The organism is Hymenobacter convexus (assembly GCF_030580955.1).
In the GTDB taxonomy this organism is placed as follows: Bacteria; Bacteroidota; Bacteroidia; order Cytophagales; family Hymenobacteraceae; genus Hymenobacter.
Window position 1 is genome coordinate 148,391 of the sequence record NZ_JAUQON010000008.1, and the last position, 25,026, is coordinate 173,416.

The following is a 25,026-nucleotide window of genomic DNA, read 5'->3' on the forward strand; positions in this document are numbered from 1 at the left end:
CCGGTAGATGTGCGCTCTGTGAAATGCCGCTCTTTCAGGCCGCTCAAAACGTCATGTCGAGCGCAGCCGAGACAACTCGCTTGCCACCACTAATCCTTTTTAACGATTGATTTAGTGGGCCACGCGAGATGTCTCGGCTGCGCTCGACATGACGGTCTAAAACACCTGCTATTTCGCAGCGGCTGGGCGCTGCAGGTAAGTCCGCTTCAAATGGTCGCCCAGCTTCAGCAGGCTGGCGTCGTGTTCGTAGAGCAGGTTGCGCCATAGGCTCTGAATGATGAGTAGCAGGAGCTGCGTCGTCATCTCGGCGGCATCGGCGCCCACGTCCTTGAAGGCCTGCTGTAACAGGCTGTCGATGGGGCTCATGAAGCGCTGAAAATATTTCTGCACCAGCGGGCGGTTAAACTCTTTGTCCTGCATTTTCCAGAAGTCGGGCTCGTCGTGCACCAGTTTGTAGGGCAGGTCGATGACGTTTTCGATGAGCACGCGCGGGTTTTGCTCGGTCAGGATGCCGCGGTTGGCTTCCACAATGCGCCGGAACCCCTGCTTGATGAGGTATTCAAACAGCTTTTCCTTGCTCTGGAAATACTTGAACAGCAGGGCTTCCGATACGCCGGCGCCTTTGGCAATCAATAGGGTGGAGGTGCTATCGTAGCCTCGCTCTCCGAAAAGCTGCAGGGCTGCCTGCTCTATTTTGGAATGACTGGTCATAGCCCAACCGAATAATAATAAACTGCCAAAAATCAACGCTCAGGCCATTTTCTGGCCAGGAACTGCGGCAAGATAAGGCCGACAGCAGGCATTTGCCGCTTCCGTCGCGCCGCAAATTGCACTGGTAGCCATCAAATATTGCTTAGGCCACCAGCCGCCGCGGCACTGCTTAGTGCCCGCGGCGGGCTGCCTGTCAGCCAGCAGGCCCTGAAACAATACAGCCGGTTAAATCGAACGGGTTCGATTTAACCGGCTGTAACGTGTCGAACTCCGCATGCCGTAGCTCCTAGGACGGAGACCGAACGGATTCAACCAATTGCTTCCTGGATGGGGTGGGATACATCCAGCGAAAGAGAACGTGGGAATTGGTTATCAGGGCAACCAGTCAATTTGTGCTCCGATAACAATACAAAAGTAGGTGAGGGTGTACTAATGCCGTATGAGTGTTAGCTCACTATCGGTAAGTGTATACTCACTTGCCTGATTATCAAATGCATAAATTCAGCTTGTTAGTGCGTTGCTTTGTGGTTCCAGCGTTATGTAAGGCTTTGAGCGGCCGAGTGCCGCTGGTCAATCGAAGCCCTACAGCTCCATGATGTCTTCGTTCCAGAGCGTAGGCTCGGCTTCGATGAACTCGTTCATCATGTCCACGCACTCCTGCAGGTCGAGGTCGACAACCTCCACGCCGTGGCTTTCCAAAAAAGCGCGCGACTCGCCGAACGTGCGCGACTCGCCCACCATCACCTTCGGGATTTTAAACTGCACGATGGTGCCGGCGCACATGTAGCAGGGCATCAGCGTGGTGTAGATGACGGTGTCGCGGTAGCTACGCTGGCGGCCGGCGTTGGTGAGGCAGTCCATCTCGCCGTGCTTGATGGCGCTGTCTTCCTGCACGCGCTTGTTGTGGCCCTGGCCAATGATTTTGCCGTCGCGCACGAGCACGGAGCCGATGGGAATACCACCTTGTGAGCGGCCCAGGCGGGCTTCGTCGATGGCGGCTTGCATGAATTCATCCATGGAATGTATCAGGTTATGATTGATTGAAATACTGCCGGTGCTTCCACCACAGCAGCAAAGGGGGAATAAGAAAAGCACTCAGCAGCAAAGCGTAAAGTGCCATTTCATTCTGGCGCATGCTGAGGCGGAAGTTCAGGTCGACACCTAGGAGCAAGGCGACAAACACGACTTGCAATACGCCGGTGAGCAATAGCAAACGCCCATAAGTAAAGGCTGCATTACGGGTTGCAGAGCGGGTGGACTTGTAAATCCGTAGGCTAATTCCGGTAGATAAAATGTCCAGCAGCAATAAGGCCAACGGAGCGGTAAATGCAATGAACATATTTTATTGAATTTACCGCGCGCAGATGCCTTTATAGGGACAATACTCACACTTGGTGAAGTCGTCGGTTTTGCGGATGGGCTCGGTAGGGTCGAGAATCCGCAGGGCAATTTTACGCACCAACTCTTCGGAAACGGCGACGAAGTCCTCGCCGCCTTCGGTGAGGAAGCCGAGGTCGGCGGAGAGCAGGCCTTCGTCGATGTTGCGCAGGGAGAGGATGGCGGTTTCGGCGGTTTCGCGCTGGGCAGTGTGGGCCAGCATGAGGCGGTAGAGCCAAAGCTGGCGCACTTTGTCGACGCTGCTGCTGGCCTCGTGCAGGAGGCGGTCAACGGCTTCGGCGGGGGTGAGCTTGTCGCGGTAGCCGCGCAGCTGCAGGTCGCTGCGCTTCACGAGGCCGGACTTGTAGTCGACCACGCGCAGGCGGCCGTCGGGCAGTTCGTCCACGCGGTCGGCGAAACCGAAGAGGCGCACGGCCAGCGGCTCAGCGAGGCCCGGCACGTCCACGAAAACGGTGGCAGCCAGCTCTTTCTCCAGGCCAAAGAGGCGGATGGGGAGCAGGCCAGGCTGCTCCGTTAGGCTTTCGAGCAGGCGCACCACGAGGCGGGTAGCCACCTGGCCGTACACGTGGTTCAGGCCTTCGTCGGCACGGGCGTGCTTTTCGGTTTCTTCTTGGCGCAGAGCCTTTTGTACTTCGGCCGGGGCCTGCCGGATGAGCTCGGGAATATCATCGGCGGTAATCTGGCGGGCATCCTGCTCGAAGGGGCGCATCAGGTTTTCCAGCGCCTCGTGCACCATCGTGCCGAAGCTGCTGGCTTCCAGCGTTTCTTCCACGGCGTCGTTTTCGTGGAAGCGGGCCACTTTCGAGAAGTAGAAGCGCAGAGAGCAGGCCAGAAAATCGTTGAGGCGCGAGGGCGAAATGTTACGTTCCAACACCCCGCGCAGGGCGGCCAGCATTTCTGGGTCTTTCTCCAGAAGGAGGTCGCCTTCGTATTGGTTCGTCCCCACTTCAACCTCCGGCCCCGCTACCGAAACGGTCAAGTCCTCCAGCGTGAGCTGGGGGTTCTGGGGCAGCAGGTCGTTTTGCAATTGCAGCAGGAAACGACTACGCTCGCCGCTTTTCATGCCCTCGGCCCCGGGCAGCACGTGTACCAAATCAACGCGTTGGGCGCGTTGCAGCAGGCGCCAGAAATTGTAGGCCGTGATGGCCTCGGCGTCGGCGTAGGTGGGCAGGCCGGCGGTGGTAAGCACGTCGTAGGGAAACAGCGACTGTTGGCGCTTGGGGGCCGGCAGCACGCCTTCGTTGCAGCTGAGGATGATGAGATGGTCGAAATCCAGAGCCCGGGTTTCGAGCAGGCCCATCACCTGTACATCGGCCAGCGGCTCACCCGAGAAAGGCAGCCGGGTGCGGCCCATCTGTTCGTACAGGAAGCGGCGGAACGAGCGCACCGACAGGCGCTGCTCGCGGCAGTCGAAGGCCGAATCGAGCTGCTTGACGAGGGTGTAGAACAGGTATAGGTACTCGGCCCCAATGCTGGTTTCGCGGTCTGAGTCGGCCACTTCGGCGGAGTAAACCTGCCGCAACAGGTCAATCAACGTATGGCAGGCCCGGATGATGTCATCGCAGTTGTCCCAGGTTTTGAACAGGGCCTCAATGAGCGGGTGGTGGGCGCCCATGCGTAGCAGCTCTTCGGCGGGCAGCAGCACGGCATTCACGCGCACGATTTCGCGGCAAATCTGGTCGAGCACGCCGTGGTACTGGGGCTGGTCGGCCTGTTGGTCCTGCCACTGCTGGTAGCGGCGCAGGAAGGGGTGGCTCAGCAGCTTGGTCACGGCCAGGTGGTGGTAGCGTGGCACGCCGTAGCCGGTTTCCGGGCTGCCTTCGCGGATGCCGGTGAGGTGCACCTCGAACAGCAAATCGACCAGGTTGAACAGGGGCGTGGCCTGAAAGCTCAGGCCCATGGTCACGTTGTAGTCAGGCACCTCGTCGGGCGGCAGGCCGTGGAGCACGGGCAGGAGGAGGGTTTCGTCGGGCAGCACCACGGCCACGGTGGCGTCGGGGTAGCGCTGGCGGGCTTCGGCCAGGAGCTGGCCGGCCAGCTTGCCCTGCATGCTGGGGTTGGCCACGCCCAGGTAGCGGACGTGGTGGGGCCGGCCGCGCAGGTACTCCACGCCGCCGCCGAAGTTATCGAGCGGCAATTTCCACTTGTCGTAATAGCGGCGCAGGTGCTGGCCGGCGCGGTTGGGCGAGTCTTTTTCGAGGTAAAACGGGTCGGCGTCGAAGCGGATTTCGGCGCGGCCCACGTTCAGCAGCAGCCGGATGAGCTTTTCTTCCGACGCCGACAAATTGCCCAGGCCCACGAAGACATGCATAGCCGGCGTAGGAGCGGCGGGGTCTTTCAGCTGCTTTTCCAGGCGTTCTACGGCGCGGCGGTAGGCCAGGCCGGGATAGGCGAGGTGGTTGGCCAGCATGCGCTTTTTGAGCTGGTGGTACACGCGTTCGAGCTGGTTCCAGAAGCCGAAGGAGTGGGCGGCGGCCTGGCTTTTGGGCGGCAGCTCGGCCAGGTCCCAGCGCTCCAGGGCCTTGGCTTCGCTCAGGTATTCGAACACGGCGTGGGTGTCGGCCAGGTTCTGGTCGAGGTTGGAGAAGTCGCTGAGCAGCAGGCCGGCCCAGCCCACAAACTGGTCGAAATCGAGCTTTGTGTCGATGCCTTTCAGAATATCATACAGCAGGAGCTGGAGGGCAATGGGCTCCTCCACCTGCACGCCGGCCAGCTCCACCATGTAGTCCTCCATGGCCGCCACGCGCGGGGCCCACAGGGGCGCGCCCATCGGCAGATTCATCGCCAATTCGTTCTTCAGATACACCACGGCGCGGCGCGTGGGCACAATCACCACGATGTCGGACAGCTCATCGAGCGGGCCAGAGCCGTAGCGGTCGAGCAATTCGCGGGCGGTGGCGGCCAGGAATGAAACAGGCGCCGCCAAGGGCGCATCAGGGGCAGAAATGACGGCGGAAGCAGGTAGGTTGGGCATCTGCGTAAAGATACCCGGGCGGGGGGAATGGGTGCTGGCCTTTACCACCTCATGCTTCGGCTGCGCTCAGCCTGAGGGGCCAAAAAGTAAACCGGGTTACGCCTGCGATTCCGGCCAGCCTTCGGTTTCGCCCTGTGCCACTAGTTCCAGGAGGAGCTCCAGCAGCTCGGGGCGGGTGTGGGGGCGAGGGATGAGCAGGGCCGGACTGTCGGGGAGGACGTGGCCCAGCAGGCGGCGCAGGTCGGCGGCTGTGGTGGCCCGAAAGCCCATCGACCAGTCGGCAAAGGTGCGGGCCTGGCAGGGGCCTTCGCCCTGAATCTGGCAATTGAAATGGCGCGGGTCGAGGGCAATGTGGTTGTAGTAAAGGTTTCGCACCTCTTCGTACTCGCCTTCAAGCAGCTGAAAAAAACGGCCGTCGGGCGTGTAGAGCAGCAGGCCCGTGATGTGGTGGCCACGGTTGAACGTCCGCGCCTGCTTCAGCAGGGCCGAAAGCTCGGCCGGGGCGAAAGGCACGAGCGACTGGCTTTGATACAATAGCTGGTACAGTCCCATGCGCGCTCAATTGAAAGACAAACTCAGCACCAACCACCGGAAAGGCACTAGATAGAAGAATAATATACGTAAATTTATATGTAATGTTGGATGCTTGCTGCTGAGCCGGCTGCCACGAGCTGCCTTTGTCTGGGCGGCGGGTGGGCTCCTGATAAACGCTTATTTTACGTCTTCCCTTCTGGCCGTTCTCATGAAAGCAACACTACTTCTGTCCCTGATGGCCCTGCTGGTTTTGCCAGCCCGTGCCCAAACCACGCCCACCGTCATCCCCGACCCAGCCCCCACGGCGCCCGCCCCGGACCCGCTCTGGCGCAAAAGCCTCAAAACCGGACTGGGCTTGAACGAGTCGCTGCTCAGTACCAATTGGAAAGGCGGCGGCGTGAACACCATTGGCTTCAATGCCCTCTTTAACGCCAAGGCCAACCGCAAAAGCGGCATCCATAGCTTCGACAACGAGGCCGATTTCCTGTTCGCTTTTTCCCAAACCCGCGGCCTGGGCTACCGCAAAGGCCAGGACCGCCTCTATCTCGATACCAAATACGGCCGGGCCATGAGCAGCCAGTGGGACATGTTCCTGTCGCTGAACCTGCTTTCCCAGTTCGCACCCGGCTACAAATACGACGGCGACAATGCCCGGCTTACCTCCGATTTTTTTGCGCCCGCCTTCCTCACGGCCGCCTACGGCTTTGAGTACCACCCGGCCACGTACTTCCACCTGCGCCTTTCGCCCTTCGCCCCGCGCCTCACGGTGGTGAACCGCGCCGACCGCTTCGTGGCCGCCCTCGGCGACACGCCCTACGGCGTAAACCCCGGCCACAGCACCCGCTTCGAGGTGCTGGCCGCCCAAATTCTGGCCGAATACGACCGCAACATCAGCCCCAACGTCAACCTCAAGGCCCGCTACCTGCTCTTCGCCAACTACCGCAACCTCACCCCCCGGGAAATCGACCACCGCCTCGACGTGGGCCTCACCGCCAAAGTAGGCAAGTACATCAACGTGGCCCTCAACGGCATCGCCCTCTACGACTACGACCAGGACCACGGCCTGCAATACTCGCAGGGCCTTACCATCGGGGTGGCGTATGCGGTGCAGAATTTCACGGACGCGAAGAAGTAAACATGGTGCGCGCCGAAGCCGGCTGGCAACAACAAGCCGAACTCAGGGGGCGGACTATTATCGCTGCTGTTTCAACAACTCGTCGACCTTGCTCAGCATCTTGTTGAATTCGCCTTGCTCAAATCCCACGGATACGTAGGCAATGTTACCCTTGGCGTCGATGAGGTAGTTGCGGGGAATGTATTGCGTGGCAAAGAGTGAATAAACCGCTCGGTTTTCGTCGGGGTACATCGGCAGTTCAAACCCTTTCTTGGCCTTGAAAGCGGTAATTTCACTTTGCGTGTGCTCGCGCCCGATGACCAAGATTACCAGGTTCTTATTGCTTTTGTGCGTTGCCCAAAGCTGCTGCATCTGCGGCAACTCCTGCATGCAGGGCCCACACCAGGTGGCAAAGAAATTAATCAGCACAACCTTGCCTTTTAAATCCAACGATTTTATCGTCTGCTGGTCGTTGCTGACGGTGAAAGCGGGGAGGGGCTGGCCAACGGCCAGGTCCTGGCAAAGAGCAGGAAAGCTTACCAGCAGAATTAAGGCGAGTAGCAAATGTTTCATTTGGAAAAGCTGAGTAAGTGGTTGGTTAAGGCAATTTAGGCAGGGCGCAGCGCATAAATACGTTCAATAATTTCCACCACTTTCAGCCCTTCCAACGCGTTGGTGGTGGCGTGGCTGCGCTGCTGCACGGTGTCCACCACGTTTTCGATGACCTGCACGTGGTTGGCGGCCGAGCCCTGGAAGGCGCCGTAGTTATTGGCGGGGTTGGTGGGCGCCAGTTCCGGCATCTGGTAGCCGTCGAGGTGGCAATATTCTACCTTATCCATGTACTGGCCCGCAATGCGCAGGCTGCCGCGCTCGGCCACCACGGTGAGGGAGCTTTCGAGGTTGCGGTCCCACACGGCGGTGCTGTAGCTGAGCGTGCCGCTGCCGCCGCGCACGAGGTCGAAGGTGACGAAGCCGCTGTCTTCAAACTCGGTCAGCCCCGCGTGGGTAAAGTCGCGGAAGCGGGCCGAAATGTTGGCGATGTCGCCGAACACCCAGTACAGCAAATCGACGAAGTGGCTGAATTGGGTGAAGAGCGTGCCGCCATCCAGCGCCTGCGTGCCCTTCCAGCCGCCGGGCCGGTAGTAGCGCGCGTCGCGGTTCCAGAAGCAGTTCAGCTGCACCAGAAACACCTGGCCCAAGCGTCCTTCGTCGACAATCTGCTTCAGCCAGGTGGCGGGGGGCGAGTAGCGGTTTTGCATGACGCCGAACACCAGCCGGCCGGTTTGCAGCGCCGTGTGCACGATGGTTTCGGCATCGGTCTTGTGCAGGGCAATGGGCTTTTCGATGACGACGTGCAAGCCGTGGCGCAGGCCGGCTACCGCCTGCGGGGCGTGCAGGCCGTTGGGCGTGGCCACGGTGAGCACGTCGGCGGCGGGGCCGTTTTGCAGGTATTCTTCGAGCGAAGCGAAGAAAGGCACGCCCGGAAACTCGGCGGCCAGCCCGGGCTGCAAGTCGGCGCGAATGTCAATCAGGGCGGCTAATTCGGCTCCGTTGTGGCGGGAAACCAGCGTGGCGTGGCGGCGGCCGATGTGGCCCACGCCACAGATGACGAAGCGAACTTTGGAGGTAAAATCAGGCACGGAGTGGAATTAATTCCCAAAGAAAGCCCCAACGCGCCCGATGACGTATTCTTGCTGCTCCACCGTCAGCAGCGGGTGAATCGGCAGCGACAGCACCGCGCCACACAAGTGCTCAGCCACCGGAAACTGCCCTGCCTGGTAGCCCAGGTAAGCATACGCTGGCTGTGCGTGCACCGGCAGCGGGTAGTAAATCATCGTGGGTACCCCGCAGCGTTTAAGGTAGTGCTGTAACTCGTCGCGCCGCCCGGCGTCGCGCACTTGGATGGTATATTGGTGAAAAACGTGCGTGCTACGCGAATCCCGGGCCGGAATGGCAATGCCGGCCACGCCCGCCAGCGCGGCATCGTAGCGGGCGGCCACGGCCTGGCGAGCGGCGGTATTAGCGGGCAGCTGCCGCAGCTTCACGCGCAGCAGGGCGGCCTGCAGCGTGTCGAGGCGGGAGTTGAGGCCGATGCGCTGGTGGTGGTATTTCTGGCTCTGGCCGTGGTTGGCGAGCTGGCGGAGCAAGGCGGCGCGAGCCGGGTCACAGGTGAGCAGGGCGCCGCCGTCGCCCAGGCAGCCGAGGTTTTTGGAGGGGAAAAAGGATGTCGTGCCTACCGCGCCCACGGTGCCGGCCTCAGCCGTCTCGCCGTTTTTCAGTTGGAAAGTGGCGCCAAGGGCTTGGGCATTGTCCTCAATCAAGGCCACGCCGTGGCGGGCAGAAATGGCCCCCAGCGTTTCCAAATCGGCGCACTGCCCAAACAAATGCACCGCCACCACAGCACCGGTGCGCGGCGTGAGGGCTGCCTCCACGGCGGCCGGGTCGATATTGAAAGTGTCGGGCAGCACATCCACTAGCACCGGACGCAGGCCCAGTAGCGCGGCGGCTTCCAGGGTAGCCACGTAGGTGAAGGCGGGCACAATGACTTCGGCCCCGGCCGGCAACTCCAGGCTCATCAGGGCCAGCGTGAGGGCGTCGGTGCCGTTGGCGCAGGGCACCACGTGCGCGCCGCCCAGGTACTCGCCCAGTTCCGCCGCAAACTGGCCCACGGCCGGCCCCTGAATGAACGCCGCCGAATCGAGCACCTCCTGCATGGCGGCGTTCAAAGCCGGCTGCAGAGCGGCGTGTTCAGCCACCAAATCGAGGAGTAAAACAGGGGAGGGCGGGGCGGGAAGTATCAAAGCAGCGCAGGAAACAGGAGCCGCCAAAGATACTGGGCAAACTCAGGCCAGTTCCCGCAGCAGCCAATGCAGTTTCAGCAGGTCGAAAAGCCGCAGCTGAGGCGTAGCTGAAAGCAACTGCCGACGCAGCATTGGGGCCAGGGCGGCCAGTGTAGGGCGGGCCGCGCCTGCCAGCCCAAGCCGCTGCAGGCGCAGGGCCGTTTGCAGCAAGCGAGAGTCCAGGCCCAGGCCTTCGGTGCGGTATACCTGGACCAGGTTGCGCACCGCCTGCTCGCTCTTTTGCAGGAAAACAGCGGCCGGCTCCAGCCCTTCGTGCAGCACCGGGTTCTCTATATGCACCAGCGGGATGCCGGCCGCGGCCAGCGCGGTGCCAAACCGGGTGTCTTCGTGGCCGTAGCCGGTTAGACTTTCATCGAGCGGAAACCCCCGAAAAATGTCTGCCTGTATCAGCGCATTGTTGATGGTCAGCTGGCTATATGGCGTGGCCTGGCGCACGGCTGCCGGCCGTGCCTCCCGGGCCTGGCCATAAAGCCAGCGCAGATGCAGTTCAGCTTCAACTGGCGGCGCGGCGCGGTAGCAGGTGCCCCCAACGAGTACCGGCGCCTGCCTGCGGGCCGCCGCGTACCGAGCCAGAAACTGCGCATCGGGCGGCAGGCTGTCGTTGTCGAGCAGCAGCAGCCACTCGTGCTGCGCGGCGACGGCCAGTTGGTTGCGAATGGCGGCGCGGCCCACGTTGCGCGGCAATTCGTGGTAACGCACGCCGGGCAGAACGCCCAGCGGCCGGTTCAACTGCCGAAATTCTTCCGTCGAGCCGTCGTCGAATAACAGTATTTCAACTGGGCCAGGCCAAGAGGCTTGTTGGGCTATTATCGAATGAATTAATTCATCAATTCTCCAATTATAAACCGGAATTAATACCGATAGCCCAGCAGTCATAATAATTGTTAATTACTAATGTTCAATCAACAATTATGCGACGCCAATGCTGGTTTACTGTCGGGCCGAATCCAGTAACTCACCGTCCTTACAGGTGAGTACGCGGTGCGGATATTTCTCCAGTAATTGGAAGTTATGCGTCGCCATCAAAATAGCTGTGCCCGCGTTATTTATCTCCGCAAATAGCCGCATGATGCTATCCGACACTTCCGGGTCGAGGTTACCGGTGGGCTCGTCGGCCAGTAGCAGCACGGGCTCGTTGAGCATGGCGCGGGCAATGACCACGCGCTGCTGCTCGCCGCCCGAGAGGCGGTGCGGCATGCGGTTGGCGGCGCCGTTGAGGCCCACTTGCGTGAGCACGTCGCTCACGCGTTGCTGCTTTTTGGCCTTGCCCTTCCAACCCGTGGCGTTGAGCACGAACAGCAGGTTCTCGGCCACCGTGCGGTCGCTCAGCAACTGAAAGTCCTGAAACACAATGCCCAGCCGGCGGCGCAGATACGGCACCTTACTGGCCGGCAGTTTGGCCAGCGGGAAGCCGGCCACGGTGCCCATGCCGCTTTGCAGCGGCAAGTCGGCATATAGCGTTTTCAGCAGCGACGACTTGCCCGAGCCGGTGCGGCCCACCAGGTAGCAAAAAGCGCCTTTTTCCAGCGAAAAAGTTACGCCTTGCAGCACGGCCTGCTCTTCCTGCATGATGGTGGCGTCGTGCAGCTCAATCACGTTTTCGGTCATAGTCCTTACAAGCTCAGCGGCTGCAGTTTGCCAAATTCCAGCCCGGAAATCACCGCCGCCAGCTCAGTTTCCTTGCCTTCCAGACCGTAGCGGTGCAGGTCTTTCAACGGCCGGTCGGCCCGGAAGTAGGCAATCAGTACGAAGGCCTCGTCTCGCAACTGGATATAATCCGGAATTTTGGCTTTGCCTTTTACTTTGATGATGTACATGAGAGGTATGGCTAAATGGTCGAATGGCTGAATTGGTGTACTGAATTTGGAAGCATCAGCTGAACCGGTGGAATGCGTGCTATTAAACAATTCAGCCATTTAGCCATTCGGCAATCTATCCATTTACTTTTTTGTGGTCGGCCAAGAACGTGGCCAGCCCTTTGTCCGTGAGTGGATGGTTGAGCAGGCCGGTGATGACGTTGAGTGGACAGGTCACCACATCGGCGCCGATTTCAGCGCACTGAATTAGGTGCGGCACGTGGCGCACCGAGGCGGCCAGCACTTCGGTCGGGTAGCCGTAGTTGCTGAAAATCTGCACAATCTGTTCGATGAGCTGCAGGCCATCGTGCCCGATGTCATCGAGCCGGCCCACGAAGGGCGAAACGTAGGTGGCGCCGGCTTTGGCGGCCAGCAGGGCCTGCCCGGCGGTGAACACCAGCGTGCAGTTGGTTTTGATGCCCTTATCGGCGAAGTACTTGATGGCCTTGATGCCTTCCTTAATCATGGGCACCTTCACCACGATGTTGGGGTGCAGGTCGGCCAGCGCCTCACCTTCTCGGATAATGCCGTCAAAATCGGTGGCAATGACTTCGGCCGACACGTCGCCGTCTACCAGTTCGCAGATTTGGCGGTAGTGGGCCATCACGGCATCGAGGCCGCGGATGCCTTCCTTGGCCATCAGCGAGGGGTTGGTGGTCACGCCGTCGAGGACGCCCAGCTCGACGGCTTCGCGGATTTCGTCCAGATTGGCGGTGTCGATGAAGAATTTCATGCAGTCAGGAATAAAAAAAGTCGGCCCCAAAGCTACTCATACGCCCGCCAATTAGCAGAACTGAGCAGCATCGGGGCCGACGCGAAAGGGCAAAAAAAAGCAAGCCAAAATCGCACCGCTACAACCACCTACCCTTGCTACCTTCCGGTCCTGGGGGAGTTCAGCAGGAGCTGGTCGTTCTGACTTGCCGCTGCAAAGATAATACACGGAGCCACGGATTGGCACGAATTTTTGCGAATTTCATAGATTTTGTAGCCGGCCTGTTAAGGAAGTATTGGTAGGTGGTTGATTATGATTGCGCTGCCTCCGTTTGCTGTTTTTTGCGAACGGGCTATATCAAGCAATGCTGTCCCCGAAATCCGTGAAATCCGTTAAAATCCGGGCCAATCCGTGGTTAGCTTTGCGGCATGGAACGACTTATCATCCTTGATTTCGGCTCGCAGTACACGCAATTGATAGCCCGACGCATTCGCGAATTGCATGTGTTCTGCGAAATTCACCCCTACACCCACGCCTCGAACCTCGTCCTCAGCGACGATATTCGGGGCGTTGTTCTTTCCGGCTCGCCCTGCTCGGTGCGCGACGAAAACTCGCCCAATCCCGACCTGAGCCACATCCTGGGCCAAGTGCCGGTACTGGGCGTGTGCTACGGCGCGCAGCTGCTGGCCCAGCAGGGCGGGGGCGAGGTGCTGCCCGCCACCATCCGCGAGTACGGCCGCGCCCGCCTCACCTCGCTCGATGGCAGCTCGCCGCTGCTCACCGATATGCATACCGACTCTCAGGTGTGGATGTCGCACGGCGATACGATTAAGGTGCTGCCGGCCGGCTACAACATCATCGCCAGCACGCCCGAAGTAGACGTGGCCGCCTTTAAAATCGAAGGCCAGGAAACCTACGGCATCCAGTTCCACCCCGAGGTGACGCACTCGACCGAGGGCAAGCAGCTGCTCTACAACTTCGTGGTGAACATCTGCCAGTGCGCCCAAAGCTGGACGCCCGACCACTTCGTAGACTCGGCCGTAGAAGCGCTGCAAAACACCATCGGCCCCGACGACCAGGTGATTCTGGGCCTCTCCGGCGGCGTTGATAGCAGCGTGGCGGCCCTGCTGCTGCACCGCGCCATCGGCCCGCGCCTACACGGCATTTTCGTGGATAACGGCCTGCTGCGCCAGGATGAGTTTGCCACCGTGCTGAAGGCCTACGAGGGCCTCGGCCTGAACGTGACCGGCGTGAACGCCGCGCCCGAGTTCTACGCCGCGCTGGCCGGCATCAGCGACCCGGAGGGCAAGCGCAAGGCTATTGGCCGCACATTTATTGAGGTGTTCGACCGCGAGGCGCAGAAGGTGCAGGGTGCGCGCTGGCTGGCCCAGGGCACCATTTACCCCGATGTGATTGAGTCGGTGTCGGTACACGGCTCGTCCGTCACCATCAAGAGCCACCACAACGTGGGCGGCCTGCCGGAGAAGATGAACCTGAAAATTGTGGAGCCGCTACGCATGCTCTTCAAGGACGAGGTGCGGGAGGTGGGCGCGGCGCTGGAGCTGCCGGCCGAAATACTGAACCGCCATCCCTTCCCCGGCCCCGGCCTGGGCATCCGCATCCTCGGCGACATTACGCCCGAAAAAGTGGACCTGCTGCAGCGCGCCGACGGCGTGTTTATCAACCTGCTCAAGCAGCATGGCCTCTATGAGCACGTGTGGCAGGCGGGCGCCATGCTGCTGCCGGTGCAAAGCGTGGGCGTGATGGGCGACGAGCGCACTTACGAGCGGGTAGTGGCCTTGCGCGCCGTGACCAGCGTAGACGGTATGACCGCCGACTGGGCCCACCTGCCCTACGATTTCCTGGCCGAGGTTTCGAATAAAATCATCAACCAGGTGCGCGGCATCAACCGCGTGGTGTACGATATTTCGAGCAAGCCCCCGGCGACGATTGAGTGGGAGTAGGGTAAGCTTGAAACGATAATTCAGAACGTCCTGCTGAGCGCAGCCGAAGCATCTCTACCGCGAGAGTAATCATTTACTCTCGCGGTAGAGATGCTTCGGCTGCGCTCAGCAGGACGTTCTTCTCTGCCACCATTAGCCGGAATAAACATGCGCTTCCACTGCCTCCAACACATGCCCCACGAAGGCCCCGGCCACGCGGCCGACTGGCTGGCGGCGCACGACCATCCGCTCACGTTCACAAAGCTGTTTGAGCCCAACCCAGTGTTTCCGGCGCTGGCCGATTTCGACGGATTGCTGATTCTGGGTGGCGCCATGAGTGTGCACGACGAGGACCGACTGCCATGGCTGCGCGACGAAAAAATATTCATCCGCGAGGCATTGCGGGCGGGCAAAATCACGTTGGCCATTTGCCTGGGGGCGCAGTTGGTAGCCGAGGCGCTGGGTGGCGAGGTACGGCCCAACCACGCGCCGGAAATCGGCTTCTGGACGGTGCGGTTTTCGGCCAAGTCGCTGGAGCATCCGCTGCTGCGCGGATGGCCCGAAAAAGCCGCTGTGCTGCACTGGCACCTGGATACGTTTACAGTGCCGCCGGGCGCGCTGCGCGTAGGCATGTCGGCGGCTACGGCCACGCAGGGCTTCGTGTGGGGCGACGGCGTAATTGGCCTGCAGTTTCACCCCGAAATGACGGTGGCTATGGTGGAGCAACTGATAGCCGATGAAAACCACGAGCAGGCCGAGGAACAGGAGTTCGTGCAGACGGCGCAGCAAATTCGCGGCCGGCTGAAGTCCGTCTGGAAGGGGCGCAAACTGCTGGAAACGCTACTGGAGAATCTGGTGGCGCTGCACGAAAGGGAGGCGGCAGCCAAGGCGCTGGCCGCAGTTTAGCGCGTAGCGCGTGACTGCCCAGCGCCTTGGCTGCCGGAAAGGTTTGCTAAAACCCCTTCGGCAACTCAATCCCCTTGATGGTCTTGTACAAACTCAGTGCGTTCTGGTCGGTCATACCGGCCACGAAATCAGTGAGCAACAGAATCTTTTCGTAGGCCGAGACGTGGGCTTGCTGGCCTTCGGCGCGGAACTGCTCAGGCAGGAGCAGCAGCAACTTGCGGCTACGGTGGCCCTGGCTGGCATCGAACACGGCGGCGAGAAATGCGTCGAGCAGGCCGCCGAGGACTTCGAAACCGGCGGCTTCAATTTCGAGCACCGGGCGGCTGCGGTAGAGCTGGTTGATGCTCAGGCGCTGCACTTCCTGCAAATCGACCCAGCAGCTGAGCTCTTTGATGAGGGACTGGTCGTACTCGCCGCGGAGGATGGCGGGGGCGTGCTGCCCAAACAACTCGGCCAGCTCGGCCGCCAGCTTGCCGATGAGGCGGGCGCGGATGTAGCCCAACTCCTCGCGCCAGTCGTGCCACTGCACGCTGCCTTTGCGCCCGGCCGGGTCGTTGAGCATCTTTTTGAGCAGGGGCAGGCCGGTTTCGGGCGCGATAAGGCCCAGTTTGAGGCCGTCCTCGAAGTCGATAATGCGGTAGCAGAGGTCGTCGGCGGCTTCGACCAGGAAAGCCAGCGGGTGGCGGTGGTAGAAGCCGGCCGCGGCGTCTTTGGGCAGCAAACCCAGCTCGGCGGCCACGTGCTGGAAGCGGGCGGCTTCGGTCTGGAAGTGGCCGTATTTCTTCTCCGAGGCGCCGCCCACTTTGGCGGCTTCGGGCACAAGACTAGGCTTCGGATATTTGGTGAAAGCGCCCAGCGTAGCGTAGGTGAGGCCCAGGCCGGCGGTGCCGCTGCTGTGCGCCGCGTAGGTGTGTGTGAGGATGCGGAAGCCTGCCGCATTGCCCTCGAAGTGCTGCAAATCGGCTACTTCGGCGGCACTTAGCTGCGCTAGGTATGGGGCGGCGGCAGGGCTGAGGAAGTAGCTGCTGATGGCGTCCTCGCCGGAATGGCCGAAGGGCGGGTTGCCGATGTCGTGGGCTAAGCAGGCGGCGGCCACGATGTCGCCGCAGTCCTGGTCGAGGTTAGGCAGCTGTTGGGCCAGGGCGGCGTCGGCCTCCATGAGGTGGCGGGCGGCGAGGCGGCCCAGGGAGCGGCCCACCACGGCGGTTTCGAGCGAGTGGGTGAGGCGGGTGTGCACGAAGTCGGTTTCGGGCAGGGGCATCACCTGGGTTTTGCGCTGCAAGCGCCGAAAGGCCGAGCTGAACACCACCCGGTCGTAGTCGCGCACAAAGTCGCCGCGCTCGGGGAGGACGTTTGGAGTCGTGAGCTTTTGGTCGGGGAAGCGGCGCGGCGAGAGCAGGCGCGGCCAGGACATTTGGGCCAAAGGAGTGGATATGTGAGTGTGTTTTCTGTCATCCTGAGCGCAGCGAAGGACCTTATCACGTCAGAACAAGTCGTTTGAGCGTGATAAGGTCCTTCGCTGCGCTCAGGATGACAGGCGAGGCAAATTACCGCGTCAGGTTCTCATCCAGCAAACGGAAGGGGCTGAGCTTGTTCAGGTTCAGCACGAAGCGGATGCCGTCGGTGAATTCTTGGCGGCTGCCGGGCAGGCCGTCGGCAAACTGCGAGCCGGCCACGGGCACGTAAATCTCGAAAATCTGCCGCGCGATGGGCAGCGTGAAACCGGCATCGTAGAACACGCGCTGCGCGGTGCGGCCCGCTAGGAACTGGCCTTCGCTGGTGGCGCCCACGTCGCCGAAAACGGCCAGCGGCAGGCCGGGCACGTCAATCTGGGCATTGAGGGCGCTGAGCCAGCGCGCGCTGTACACGGGCACGAAGGCCTTGAAGGCGCCGTCGCGGTTGTCGGTTTGGTGCAGCTGGGCAGTGAGGGCGTGGGAAATCTGCTGGCGGTCGAGGAACGGGGTTTGGCGGCGGTAGTCGGGGCTGCCACTCAGGCCCAGCACGAAGCCGGTGTTGGTGCTACTTTGCAGGAAGCGGCCGCCAAACAGACGCAGTTGGATGCGCTTGTCCTTGGTGTAGAAGTGCTGCAAGGCGGCCGAGGCGCGCAGCAAAATGGCGCCCTGGTCGTTGCTTTCAGTGGCATTGGCCAGCAGGTGGTTGAGCTCCACGTTGGCCGACCAGCTGTTGATGGCGTTGTCGTGGCGCACCGAGTATTCGCCCGTGATGATGCTGCTGGTGCGGTTGCGGTCCTGGTCCGTGACGGACGTAAACGCCACCTGCACCTGCTGCTGGGGCACGTAGCCGATGCGGTGCGGGAGCACAAACGTGAAGCTGGGCTCGGTCTTGAAATAGCGCTCGAACCGCTGCACGGTGAGGGCCGTGATGAACTGCCGCGCGCCGCGCTGGGGTAAGGAATTCAGCTGGATGCGGCCGATGCCGTTGAGCTCGTTGCGGTTGAAGCTGTACATGGGCATGGCCAGATACTGCAGCTTCTTGGGCGCGATGGGGTTGTTGTAGAACGCGGCGCCGAGCATGAGCTTATCGGACGTGTTGGCCCCCACCACGGGCAGCCAGTTGATGGTGGCCTTGTCCCAGCGCTCCACGCTGAAAAGCGGGCGCAGGCGCACGGGCTCGGACCGGTCGCCGGGGCCGTTTTCGAGGCGCAGGCGGTCGTTGCGGCGGTTGAGCTGGGGCGTGAGGTAGCCGGCATCGACCACCACGGCCACCACGTTGTCGCGCTTGAAGTTCAACTGGCTCGTCACTTCCTCGTCGGCGTTGGGGTCGGTGTTGCCGAAGGGCGGCGTCCAGAGGGTTTCGAGGACGTTGTTCTGCGCGTCCACCGTCGAAACGGGCACCGACCAGGGCCGCTCCGATTCGGTGCGCACCAGCACTTTCACCACGTCGTTGAACACGGCCACGGCACTCAGGTCGGCCTCGTAGGGCTGGGCGGTGGTCAGGAAATCGCGGAAAAACCAGCCCAGCTTTTGCCCCGTGCTTTCCTCAAACACGACCTGCATGTCCTCCGGATAGGGGTGCTTGAACTGCCAGCGCGTGTAGTACAGGTGCATGGCAGCGTCGAATTTCTCCTGGCCCAGGTAGCCGGCCAGGTACTTAAGCGACACGCCGGTTTTCTCGTACACCGTGGCCGCGTAGTTTACCTGCGTGTAGTCGGCCGAGGTGGGGCCCTGCACCGGCTGGGCCAGGCCGCGCGTGGCCAGCGCCTGGTAGGGCAGTTGGCTCAGGGCCGTGCCGGGCAGGTTTTCGAGGCCGAAAGCGTTGGCCACGGGCTTCACTTTCTGGAGGACGGACAGCATGCCGGCCTGCGGATTGGTGAGCTCCTCGACGCGGATTTGCTCGTAGGTGTTCACGCCTTCGTCCATCCACGGATAGTCGCGCTCATTCGACCCCAGAATGCCGTAAAACCAGTTGTGGCCCACCTCGTGTACAATGGCGTCGGGCTCGGTCACGGTCACCATGGGGTATTCCATGCCGGAGCCGGCCGAGAGGGCGCCGTCTACGGCGGTGGCGCTGGCGTAAGGGTATTCGCCCACCCATTTCGAGTAGTTGATGAGGGCGTCGTTCACCTCTTGCAAACCCTTTATCCACCGCTCGGCCTGCCGGTTGGTGAAGAGCACCCACGACGTGACCACGCGCCCCGAGGGCAGCCGCACCGAGTCGCGCAGCACGTTGAAGCGCTTGTCGGCAAACCAGGCGAAGTCGTGCACCCGGTCCTGCCGGTAGCGCAGGGTTTTGGTGGTGGGGGCCGAGGCCGGGAAGGCCAGGTCCTTGCCGAAATCGTCGGCCGTTTTCTTGCGGGCGGTGGCGGCGGCCAGACCGGCCATCCGAGCCTGCTCGTCGGGGTTTTGCAGCACGCCGGTGGCGCCCACGGTGTAGTTGCTGGGCAGCGTGATGCTCACATCAAACGAGCCGTATTCCGAATAAAACTCGCCTTGGCTCAGGTAGGGGATGGGGTGCCAGCCGCGCCGGTCGAGCACCGCCGGCTTGGGGTACCACTGCGAAATCTGGTAGCTCTGGCCCACGTGCCCCATGCGCGAAAACGACGCGGGCAGCTTCACCCGAAACGGCGTGGCAATGGTGGCCGTGGCGCCCGGCGCCAGCGCCTGCGGCAGCACCAGCTTGGCAATGTCGGGGTTTTCGGGGTCGAATTCGAGCTTGGCCGGCTGGCCGTTCACTTGGAAAGCGAGGCTGTCGATGAAGCCCCGGTCTTCGGCTTTGGCAAACAGAAACTTGCGGTTGCCCTGCCGTTTTTGTTCCCGCCCGAAAGCGGTGTTGTTGTCGCGGTAAGCATTGGGCCACAGATGAAACCAGATGAAGCTCAGCGCCTGCGGTGAGTTGTTGAGGTAAGTCAATTCCTCGTGGCCGCGCAGCTGGTGTGCCTTGTCATCCAGCTTCACATCAATGGAATAATTAACTTCCTGCTGAAAGTAGGGGCCGGTGGCTACTTTCACCGGCGCGGCTGGCTTGAGTTTGGGGCGGCGTTGGGCCAGGGTGAGGCCGGGTAGAAGGGCCAGGAGGGCGAGGGGTAGGAGTTTGTTCATGCGAGCGGCGGGCGGGCCAGTGGGGAAGGCTATATGCTGGTACGAAGCTACGGTATGCCGCCGGAGTAGTTGAATTAGCCCGGGTTGGAGAGGTCGTTCAATCGACCTCAGCAGGCCATTACTGACTACTATTCAGGCCACGGCCGGCTATCTTGGCGCCCTCGACCGTTTTTTTCGTCTGTCATCTTACGTGCCACGCGTAGGCTGGCCGTTTCCCATTTTTCCAAACGCTTTACTTCGGATGGACAGCAAGAACAGCTTAACCCGATTCCTCGACGCGCAGGCCGCCAACTACCAGGACGCCCTCTCCGAAATTAAAAGCGGCCGCAAGCGCACGCACTGGATGTGGTACGTCTTCCCCCAAATTCAGGGCCTGGGCCTGAGCGAAACCGCCCGGTTTTACGCGATAAAAGACCTGCGCGAAGCCGAGGCCTACGCCCAACACCCGGTGTTGGGCCAGCGGCTGGTGGACATCAGTGCGGCCTTGCTGGCGCTGCAATCGAACGACGCGCACGCCATTCTCGGCAGCCCCGACGACATGAAGCTGCAATCGTCCATGACCTTATTCGCGTCGTTGCCCGGCGCCCCGGCGGTTTTTCGGCAGGTGCTGGATAAGTTTTATAGCGGCAAGCAGGACGAGAAAACCTTGCGCATCATTGCCGGCTGAGTGAATTTTTGGTCTGCGCTGGTAATGACCGATTGGCTTCGGCGATTACTGAGGCAGCAAGAACCAAAGTCCAATTTCTACCTCAAAATGGAATCGAGACCGAAAATCGAGGTGCCCCAGACGCCCGCCGACAAGGCTGCCGATGTAGCCGCCTGGGGTGCGCTGGCGGCCCTTTGGGCCCTCACCACCTGGTATCTTTTCCGCCTGCCCGATACCATTCCAATACATTTCAACGCCGCCGGCGAACCTGACCGCTACGACGAAAAGGGCACCTTGGCCGTGTTATCGCTCATGGCCACCGCGCTGTTTGCGGCGATGACGGTGGTCGCAAATGCCGTAGGCAGAAACCCACGCGCCTTGAATTATCCCGTCACCATCACGCCCGCTAATGCGCTTGGCCAGTACCGCGGTGCCATCCGAGTGGCCCGGAGCCTGCGAATCGGGTTTGTGCTGGTGTTTGTGCAGCTTCTGTATCAAACCGCGCAGGTGGCTACCGGGCAAGCAAAAGGACTGGGCACGTGGTCGATGCCCATTGATTTCGGGTTGCTATTGGCGCTGCCGGGGTTGTGGTATTGGTGGACGGTGGCGAGAAATTAAGCTTTGGCGCCAGAACGTCATGCAGAGCGCTAAGAAGCGTCTTTGACGAAGCAGTAAGCCAATCGACAGAATTAGTGGTGGCGGGCAAGATGCTTCGCTCCGCTCTGCATGACGGCTTTACAGCAACTGCGTAACCGTTACACATCCTCCTGCGCCCGGCCCATGAGCCGCACCGTGCCATAGCCCACCAGCAGGAAAAGCCCGAAAACCAGTGTCACGCCCCAGGTACCGGGGAAGGAGAAGGGGTGCAGAATCCGGTTCACAATGTCGTAGAACAGCGTGAGCGGATTAGTCAAAATGTCCCAGGAATTGAAGCGCAGGTAGCGGCCCAAATAGATGCCGAAGCTACTAAGCAGCAGCGCCACCGTGGCAAACGCCCACCCCGGCCAGAAGCCCAGCCGCGCCTGCACCAGCCGCTGCATGTCGGACAGCGACGCGTAGGCCAGCATCAGGCCGTTCCAGGCGCAGCTCAGGATGAGGGCCAAATCGTACCACTGCGGCACGCCGGGGCGGGTGTCGAGGTGGAACAAATCGGTGAGGATGTAGGGCGCGTTGGGGAAAAACAGCAGCCACACCGCGCCTACCGGCACCAGCATCCGGGTTTGCAGCGGCCCCTGGGCGATGCCGAGCAAGGTGCTCAGGGCGAAGGGAATAACGGCCAGAAACAAGTTCCAAATCAGGAACAGGAACGTGTAATGGCCCGTCATCAGCACGCGTCCCACAATCAGCAGGAAGCTGAGCGTGAGCGAGGTGCCGAGCACGAACATGAGCGTGAGGCGGGTGCGCGAGAGGGGGAGGGCGGAAGTGAGCAACACGGCAGGCAGCAATGGTGAGTGAGGAAAGATAACGCCCCGGGCCGAGGGTTGCGTATACGCCCCGACCCTACGGCGGGCCAGGCGCCCGCTTTTGTGGCTAATTTTGCGTTGCTTTCCATAGAAGGAAAGCCCTTTTCCTGGCTTGATGTTATTTCCTTTTACGCGGCTTCATTCGTTTCGGTGGCTGGTGGCCGGCCTGCTGCTGAGCGCGCCCGCCCTTGCCCAGACGCCGGCCAAACCGCGCCCCGCCGCGCCCCCGGCCGCCGACCCTACCGCCCGCTACCGCACCGCCAAAGCCCAGCTCGACCAGGGCAACTACGCCGCCGCCCTGGCGCAGCTGGAGCCGCTGGCCCAGCCCACCGCCCGCTTCGCCCGTGCCGCCGATGCCGCCTACCTGGCCGCCGTGGCCGCCGCCCGCCTCAAGCAGTGGCCCGAGGCCGAACAGCTCCTCAACCTGCTGCGCACCGAGTACCCCACCTACCCGAACCTACCCGATGCGCTGCTGCTGCAAGGCCAGGTTTCCTTTGAGCAGGAGGATTTTGACACGGCCCTGAAAACCCTGGCCGCACTGCCCGCCGGCAAGTTTGGCCCCGAGCGCGAGGGCATGAAAGCCACCTATCTGCCGCGCATCAAGGAGCGCAACACGTGGCTGCGCAACCTGCGCCGCTACCCCGACGACGCCACACTGGCCCGCGCTTACGCCGACCGCCTCGTGTTCGGCGGCGCCTACACCGACGCCGACCAGGGCCAGCTCAACGACCTCATCACCAAATTCGGCCTCGACCGCAACCGCTACACGCCGCGGCCCCGCACCGTGGCCAAAAAAAGCAGCTACAACGTGGCCGTGCTGCTGCCCTTCGAGCTGAACGACCCGAGCTGGCAGACGGTGCGCAAAAACCAGTTTGTGACCGACCTATACGCCGGCCTGCGGCTGGCCCAGGACAGCCTGCAGCGCGCCGGCCGCCCGCTCCAGCTTTTCGCCTACGACACCGGCGCCGACACCCTGACCCTCAAGCAGGTGCTAGCCCTGCCCGAGTTGGCCAGCATGGATTTGCTCATTGGCCCAGTGTATAAGTCGGGCGCCAAGCTGCTGGGCCGCTACGCCCGCGAGCACCAGATTATCTGCGTCAACCCGCTTTCGCAGGATGCTGATTTGGTGATTGATAACCCCTGGCACTACCTTTTTTCGCCCAGCACCGCCACGCAGGGCCGGGTAGCTGCGCAGTTTGCCCTCACGTCGTTCGGCGGGGGGCGCCCGGGCGTGCTGCTGCACGAAGACAGCAAGGATGACGCCGCTTTCGCCAACGCCTACAAGGCCGAATACGAAAGCCAGGGCGGCAAAATCGGCCTGGTCCGCCGCTTCAACCCCGACGTGGACGAAAGCCTGAGCACCGCCTTCGCCGCCCTCGACCTGCCCAACGCCAGCCACCTGATGGTGTTTTCCGACAACCGCCGGCTGGGGCCTTACACCTTCAGCCAGTGGCAGCAGCAGCCCGCTGCCACGCGGGTGCCGCTGCTGGCTCCCGGCTCCTGGCTCGAAAACCCGCGCCTCGACGTGTCGCAGCTCGGCATGCCGGGCGTGTATTTCATCCAGCCCAAATACTACGACGAGCAGGGTCCGGGCTTCCGCCGCTTCCGGCAGTTGTATTTGCAGCGTCAGCACCTGCCGCCGTCGCTGTTCGCCAGCCAGGGCTTCGAGCTGCTGATGTATTTCGGCACGGCGCTGTTCCAGTACGGCCCGGCTTTCCAGGCCAACTTGGCCAGTGCCGGTGCCATGCCGGGCGTCATCTTCGATGGCATGAACTACACCGGCGGCGCCCACGACAACCAGGTGGTGCCCATCGTCAAGCTCAGCAACCTGGAGCTGCAGGTGCTGCGGTAGGTGCCTTGTCTGGCTTTACAAAAAACAGCCCGTCATGCTGAGCGCAGCCGAAGCATCTCTACCGCAATACTAATCCAATCGAAAGGGATTACTACTGCGGTAGAGATGCTTCGGCTGCGCTCAGCATGACGTTCTTATTCATTCAATTTTTGATTTTTAATTTGATTTCTAACATGCTCAACCTCACCACTTCCGCTGCTCTCTTCGAACGCGCCAAAACGCTCATTCCCGGCGGCGTTAACTCGCCGGTGCGGGCCTTTCGCTCGGTGGGCGGCTCGCCGGTGTTTATGCAAAGCGCCAGCGGCGCCTGGCTCACCGACGTCGACGGCAACCGCTATGTGGACTTCATCAACTCCTGGGGGCCGATGATTCTCGGCCACGCCCCGGCCGTGGTGCTCGACGCCGTGAAAGAAGCCCTGCCGCATTCGCTGAGCTTCGGCGCGCCCACTCATCGCGAGGTAGAAATGGCCGAACTGATTCGGCAAATGGTGCCCAGCATTGAGAAGGTCCGCCTCGTGAACTCCGGCACGGAAGCGTGCATGTCGGCCATCCGGGCCGCACGCGGCTACACGGGCCGCAACAAAATCATCAAGTTTGAAGGCTGCTACCACGGCCACGGCGACGCCTTCCTGATTGCGGCCGGCAGCGGCGCCCTCACCGCCGGCGAGCCCGATTCGGCCGGCGTGACCCAGGGTGTGGCCCAGGATACCCTCACTGCGCCCTACAACGACCTGCCCGCCGTCGAGGCCCTCATCGCCGCCAACCCCGGCCAGATTGCCGCCCTAATCCTGGAGCCTGTGGTAGGCAACATGGGCCTTGTGGCTCCGGCCGAAAGTTTCCTGCAAGCCCTTCGTGCCCTGTGTACCGAGCACGGCATCGTTCTTATTTTCGATGAAGTAATGACCGGTTTCCGCCTCGCGCCGGGCGGCGCGCAGCAGCTCTACGGCATCACGGCCGACATGACGACGCTGGGCAAAATCATCGGCGGTGGCCTGCCGGTGGGCGCCTATGGCGGCCGCGAAGACATCATGAACTGCGTGGCGCCCGCGGGCAAGGTATACCAGGCCGGTACGCTCTCCGGCAACCCCATGGCCACCGCCGCCGGCATGGCCCAGCTGCGCTACCTGCACGAGCACCCCGAGCTCTACACCGCCCTCGAAGCCAACAGCGCCCGCCTCGCCGACGGCACCCGCCAGATTGCCGCCGAACTGGGCCTGAACTACACCGTGAACCGGGTAGGCTCCATGTTCAGCCTGTTTTTCACCTCCGAGCCCGTCACTAACCTCGACGACGCCAAGAAGTGCGATACCGCCGCGTTCGGCCGCTACTTCCACGCCATGCTGGACCGTGGCATCTATCTGGCCCCCTCGCAGTTTGAGGCCCTGTTCGTGTCCACGGCCATCACCGACGAGTTGGTGGAAATTTACCTGAAGGCCTGCCGCGAGTCGCTGATAGAAGCCCATCGCGCCCAGTAGCGCGAGGTTTCGCAAGGTGAAA

At 61.7% G+C, this 25,026-nt stretch carries 22 protein-coding genes and 1 other RNA gene; 7 read left to right on the forward strand and 16 right to left on the reverse strand.

Annotated features, from left to right (window positions below; all coding sequences use genetic code 11):
• Positions 1-168: 168 nt before the first annotated feature.
• The 5 genes from Q4S41_RS17405 to Q4S41_RS17425 form a co-directional block, all read right to left on the reverse strand.
• Entirely contained in the window at positions 169-711 is a 543-nt protein-coding gene (locus Q4S41_RS17405; RefSeq protein ID WP_305032413.1) for a TetR/AcrR family transcriptional regulator, read from the reverse strand.
• Between the two features lie 582 nt (positions 712-1,293).
• Entirely contained in the window at positions 1,294-1,728 is a 435-nt protein-coding gene (locus Q4S41_RS17410) for a nucleoside deaminase (protein WP_305032414.1), read from the reverse strand.
• Positions 1,729-1,741: 13 nt separating this feature from the next.
• Positions 1,742-2,050 carry a hypothetical protein gene (locus tag Q4S41_RS17415; RefSeq protein WP_305032415.1) on the reverse strand — a complete coding sequence of 103 codons (309 nt, stop codon included), beginning with the start codon at positions 2,048-2,050 and terminating at the stop codon, positions 1,742-1,744.
• Positions 2,051-2,062: 12 nt separating this feature from the next.
• On the reverse strand, positions 2,063-5,083 hold the full coding sequence (locus tag Q4S41_RS17420; protein ID WP_305032416.1) for a PD-(D/E)XK nuclease family protein: 3,021 nt from the start codon (positions 5,081-5,083) through the stop codon (positions 2,063-2,065).
• Between the two features lie 96 nt (positions 5,084-5,179).
• A complete protein-coding gene (locus Q4S41_RS17425; RefSeq protein ID WP_305032417.1) occupies positions 5,180-5,635 on the reverse strand; it encodes a BLUF domain-containing protein in 456 nt (151 codons plus the stop codon).
• Positions 5,636-5,825: 190 nt separating this feature from the next.
• On the opposite strand from Q4S41_RS17425, the gene Q4S41_RS17430 reads away from it, so the two are divergent.
• Positions 5,826-6,752: a DUF3078 domain-containing protein gene (locus tag Q4S41_RS17430; RefSeq protein ID WP_305032418.1), complete on the forward strand. Its 927-nt coding sequence runs from the start codon at positions 5,826-5,828 to the stop codon at positions 6,750-6,752.
• A 57-nt stretch (positions 6,753-6,809) separates the two neighbouring features.
• On the opposite strand, the gene Q4S41_RS17435 is transcribed toward Q4S41_RS17430, so the two are convergent.
• From Q4S41_RS17435 to ffs, 8 genes are all read right to left on the reverse strand, one after another.
• Positions 6,810-7,304, reverse strand: a complete 495-nt coding sequence (locus Q4S41_RS17435; RefSeq protein ID WP_305032419.1) for a TlpA family protein disulfide reductase — start codon at positions 7,302-7,304, stop codon at positions 6,810-6,812.
• Positions 7,305-7,339: 35 nt separating this feature from the next.
• On the reverse strand, positions 7,340-8,371 hold the full coding sequence (locus Q4S41_RS17440) for a Gfo/Idh/MocA family protein (protein WP_305032420.1): 1,032 nt from the start codon (positions 8,369-8,371) through the stop codon (positions 7,340-7,342).
• 9 nt (positions 8,372-8,380) lie between these two features.
• Positions 8,381-9,532, reverse strand: a complete 1,152-nt coding sequence (locus Q4S41_RS17445) for a DegT/DnrJ/EryC1/StrS family aminotransferase (protein ID WP_305032421.1) — start codon at positions 9,530-9,532, stop codon at positions 8,381-8,383.
• Positions 9,533-9,574: 42 nt separating this feature from the next.
• A complete protein-coding gene (locus tag Q4S41_RS17450) occupies positions 9,575-10,468 on the reverse strand; it encodes a glycosyltransferase family 2 protein (protein ID WP_305032422.1) in 894 nt (297 codons plus the stop codon).
• A 54-nt stretch (positions 10,469-10,522) separates the two neighbouring features.
• The gene (locus tag Q4S41_RS17455) at positions 10,523-11,200 is read right to left on the reverse strand and encodes a cell division ATP-binding protein FtsE (protein WP_305032423.1); all 678 of its coding nucleotides are present in this window, start codon (positions 11,198-11,200) and stop codon (positions 10,523-10,525) included.
• Positions 11,201-11,205: 5 nt separating this feature from the next.
• Positions 11,206-11,409, reverse strand: coding sequence for a fructose-6-phosphate aldolase (locus Q4S41_RS17460; RefSeq protein WP_196288256.1), 204 nt, complete (start codon positions 11,407-11,409; stop codon positions 11,206-11,208).
• 115 nt (positions 11,410-11,524) lie between these two features.
• Positions 11,525-12,181, reverse strand: coding sequence for a fructose-6-phosphate aldolase (gene fsa / locus Q4S41_RS17465; RefSeq protein ID WP_305032424.1), 657 nt, complete (start codon positions 12,179-12,181; stop codon positions 11,525-11,527).
• A gap of 93 nt (positions 12,182-12,274) precedes the next feature.
• An RNA gene (gene ffs, locus Q4S41_RS17470) (signal recognition particle sRNA small type) lies at positions 12,275-12,372 on the reverse strand.
• Between the two features lie 216 nt (positions 12,373-12,588).
• Here ffs and guaA point away from each other — a divergent pair.
• Positions 12,589-14,124: a glutamine-hydrolyzing GMP synthase gene (gene guaA / locus Q4S41_RS17475; RefSeq protein ID WP_305032425.1), complete on the forward strand. Its 1,536-nt coding sequence runs from the start codon at positions 12,589-12,591 to the stop codon at positions 14,122-14,124.
• A gap of 171 nt (positions 14,125-14,295) precedes the next feature.
• Positions 14,296-15,009 carry a type 1 glutamine amidotransferase gene (locus Q4S41_RS17480; RefSeq protein ID WP_305032426.1) on the forward strand — a complete coding sequence of 238 codons (714 nt, stop codon included), beginning with the start codon at positions 14,296-14,298 and terminating at the stop codon, positions 15,007-15,009.
• Positions 15,010-15,055: 46 nt separating this feature from the next.
• Here Q4S41_RS17480 and dgt read toward each other — a convergent pair whose 3' ends face one another.
• Both dgt and Q4S41_RS17490 read right to left on the reverse strand, forming a co-directional pair.
• Positions 15,056-16,423, reverse strand: a complete 1,368-nt coding sequence (gene dgt / locus Q4S41_RS17485; protein ID WP_305032427.1) for a dGTP triphosphohydrolase — start codon at positions 16,421-16,423, stop codon at positions 15,056-15,058.
• 133 nt (positions 16,424-16,556) lie between these two features.
• Complete coding sequence (locus Q4S41_RS17490) at positions 16,557-19,568, reverse strand: M1 family metallopeptidase (protein ID WP_305032428.1); 3,012 nt, start codon at positions 19,566-19,568, stop codon at positions 16,557-16,559.
• 241 nt (positions 19,569-19,809) lie between these two features.
• On the opposite strand from Q4S41_RS17490, the gene Q4S41_RS17495 reads away from it, so the two are divergent.
• Together Q4S41_RS17495 and Q4S41_RS17500 are read left to right on the forward strand one after the other, a co-directional pair.
• Positions 19,810-20,235 carry a DUF1810 domain-containing protein gene (locus Q4S41_RS17495; RefSeq protein ID WP_305032429.1) on the forward strand — a complete coding sequence of 142 codons (426 nt, stop codon included), beginning with the start codon at positions 19,810-19,812 and terminating at the stop codon, positions 20,233-20,235.
• An 87-nt stretch (positions 20,236-20,322) separates the two neighbouring features.
• Complete coding sequence (locus tag Q4S41_RS17500) at positions 20,323-20,832, forward strand: DUF1648 domain-containing protein (protein WP_305032430.1); 510 nt, start codon at positions 20,323-20,325, stop codon at positions 20,830-20,832.
• Between the two features lie 137 nt (positions 20,833-20,969).
• Here Q4S41_RS17500 and Q4S41_RS17505 read toward each other — a convergent pair whose 3' ends face one another.
• A complete protein-coding gene (locus Q4S41_RS17505; protein WP_305032431.1) occupies positions 20,970-21,647 on the reverse strand; it encodes a DUF1361 domain-containing protein in 678 nt (225 codons plus the stop codon).
• Between the two features lie 145 nt (positions 21,648-21,792).
• On the opposite strand from Q4S41_RS17505, the gene Q4S41_RS17510 reads away from it, so the two are divergent.
• The gene (locus Q4S41_RS17510) at positions 21,793-23,529 is read left to right on the forward strand and encodes an ABC transporter substrate-binding protein (protein ID WP_305032432.1); all 1,737 of its coding nucleotides are present in this window, start codon (positions 21,793-21,795) and stop codon (positions 23,527-23,529) included.
• Positions 23,530-23,702: 173 nt separating this feature from the next.
• Positions 23,703-25,004, forward strand: coding sequence for a glutamate-1-semialdehyde 2,1-aminomutase (gene hemL, locus Q4S41_RS17515; RefSeq protein ID WP_305032433.1), 1,302 nt, complete (start codon positions 23,703-23,705; stop codon positions 25,002-25,004).
• The last annotated feature ends 22 nt before the right edge of the window (positions 25,005-25,026 follow it).

Coding starts and splice junctions, on each gene's coding strand:
- Q4S41_RS17430 (WP_305032418.1), top strand. CDS start 5,826: ATGAAAGCAACACTACTTCTGTCCCTGATGGCCCTGCTGGTTTTGCCA.
- Q4S41_RS17420 (WP_305032416.1), bottom strand. CDS start 5,083: ATGCCCAACCTACCTGCTTCCGCCGTCATTTCTGCCCCTGATGCGCCC.
- fsa (WP_305032424.1), bottom strand. CDS start 12,181: ATGAAATTCTTCATCGACACCGCCAATCTGGACGAAATCCGCGAAGCC.
- Q4S41_RS17510 (WP_305032432.1), top strand. CDS start 21,793: ATGTTATTTCCTTTTACGCGGCTTCATTCGTTTCGGTGGCTGGTGGCC.
- Q4S41_RS17410 (WP_305032414.1), bottom strand. CDS start 1,728: ATGGATGAATTCATGCAAGCCGCCATCGACGAAGCCCGCCTGGGCCGC.
- Q4S41_RS17405 (WP_305032413.1), bottom strand. CDS start 711: ATGACCAGTCATTCCAAAATAGAGCAGGCAGCCCTGCAGCTTTTCGGA.
- guaA (WP_305032425.1), top strand. CDS start 12,589: ATGGAACGACTTATCATCCTTGATTTCGGCTCGCAGTACACGCAATTG.
- Q4S41_RS17455 (WP_305032423.1), bottom strand. CDS start 11,200: ATGACCGAAAACGTGATTGAGCTGCACGACGCCACCATCATGCAGGAA.
- Q4S41_RS17500 (WP_305032430.1), top strand. CDS start 20,323: ATGGAATCGAGACCGAAAATCGAGGTGCCCCAGACGCCCGCCGACAAG.
- Q4S41_RS17450 (WP_305032422.1), bottom strand. CDS start 10,468: ATGACTGCTGGGCTATCGGTATTAATTCCGGTTTATAATTGGAGAATT.
- Q4S41_RS17490 (WP_305032428.1), bottom strand. CDS start 19,568: ATGAACAAACTCCTACCCCTCGCCCTCCTGGCCCTTCTACCCGGCCTC.
- Q4S41_RS17415 (WP_305032415.1), bottom strand. CDS start 2,050: ATGTTCATTGCATTTACCGCTCCGTTGGCCTTATTGCTGCTGGACATT.
- dgt (WP_305032427.1), bottom strand. CDS start 16,423: ATGTCCTGGCCGCGCCTGCTCTCGCCGCGCCGCTTCCCCGACCAAAAG.
- hemL (WP_305032433.1), top strand. CDS start 23,703: ATGCTCAACCTCACCACTTCCGCTGCTCTCTTCGAACGCGCCAAAACG.
- Q4S41_RS17425 (WP_305032417.1), bottom strand. CDS start 5,635: ATGGGACTGTACCAGCTATTGTATCAAAGCCAGTCGCTCGTGCCTTTC.
- Q4S41_RS17460 (WP_196288256.1), bottom strand. CDS start 11,409: ATGTACATCATCAAAGTAAAAGGCAAAGCCAAAATTCCGGATTATATC.
- Q4S41_RS17435 (WP_305032419.1), bottom strand. CDS start 7,304: ATGAAACATTTGCTACTCGCCTTAATTCTGCTGGTAAGCTTTCCTGCT.
- Q4S41_RS17495 (WP_305032429.1), top strand. CDS start 19,810: ATGGACAGCAAGAACAGCTTAACCCGATTCCTCGACGCGCAGGCCGCC.
- Q4S41_RS17480 (WP_305032426.1), top strand. CDS start 14,296: ATGCCCCACGAAGGCCCCGGCCACGCGGCCGACTGGCTGGCGGCGCAC.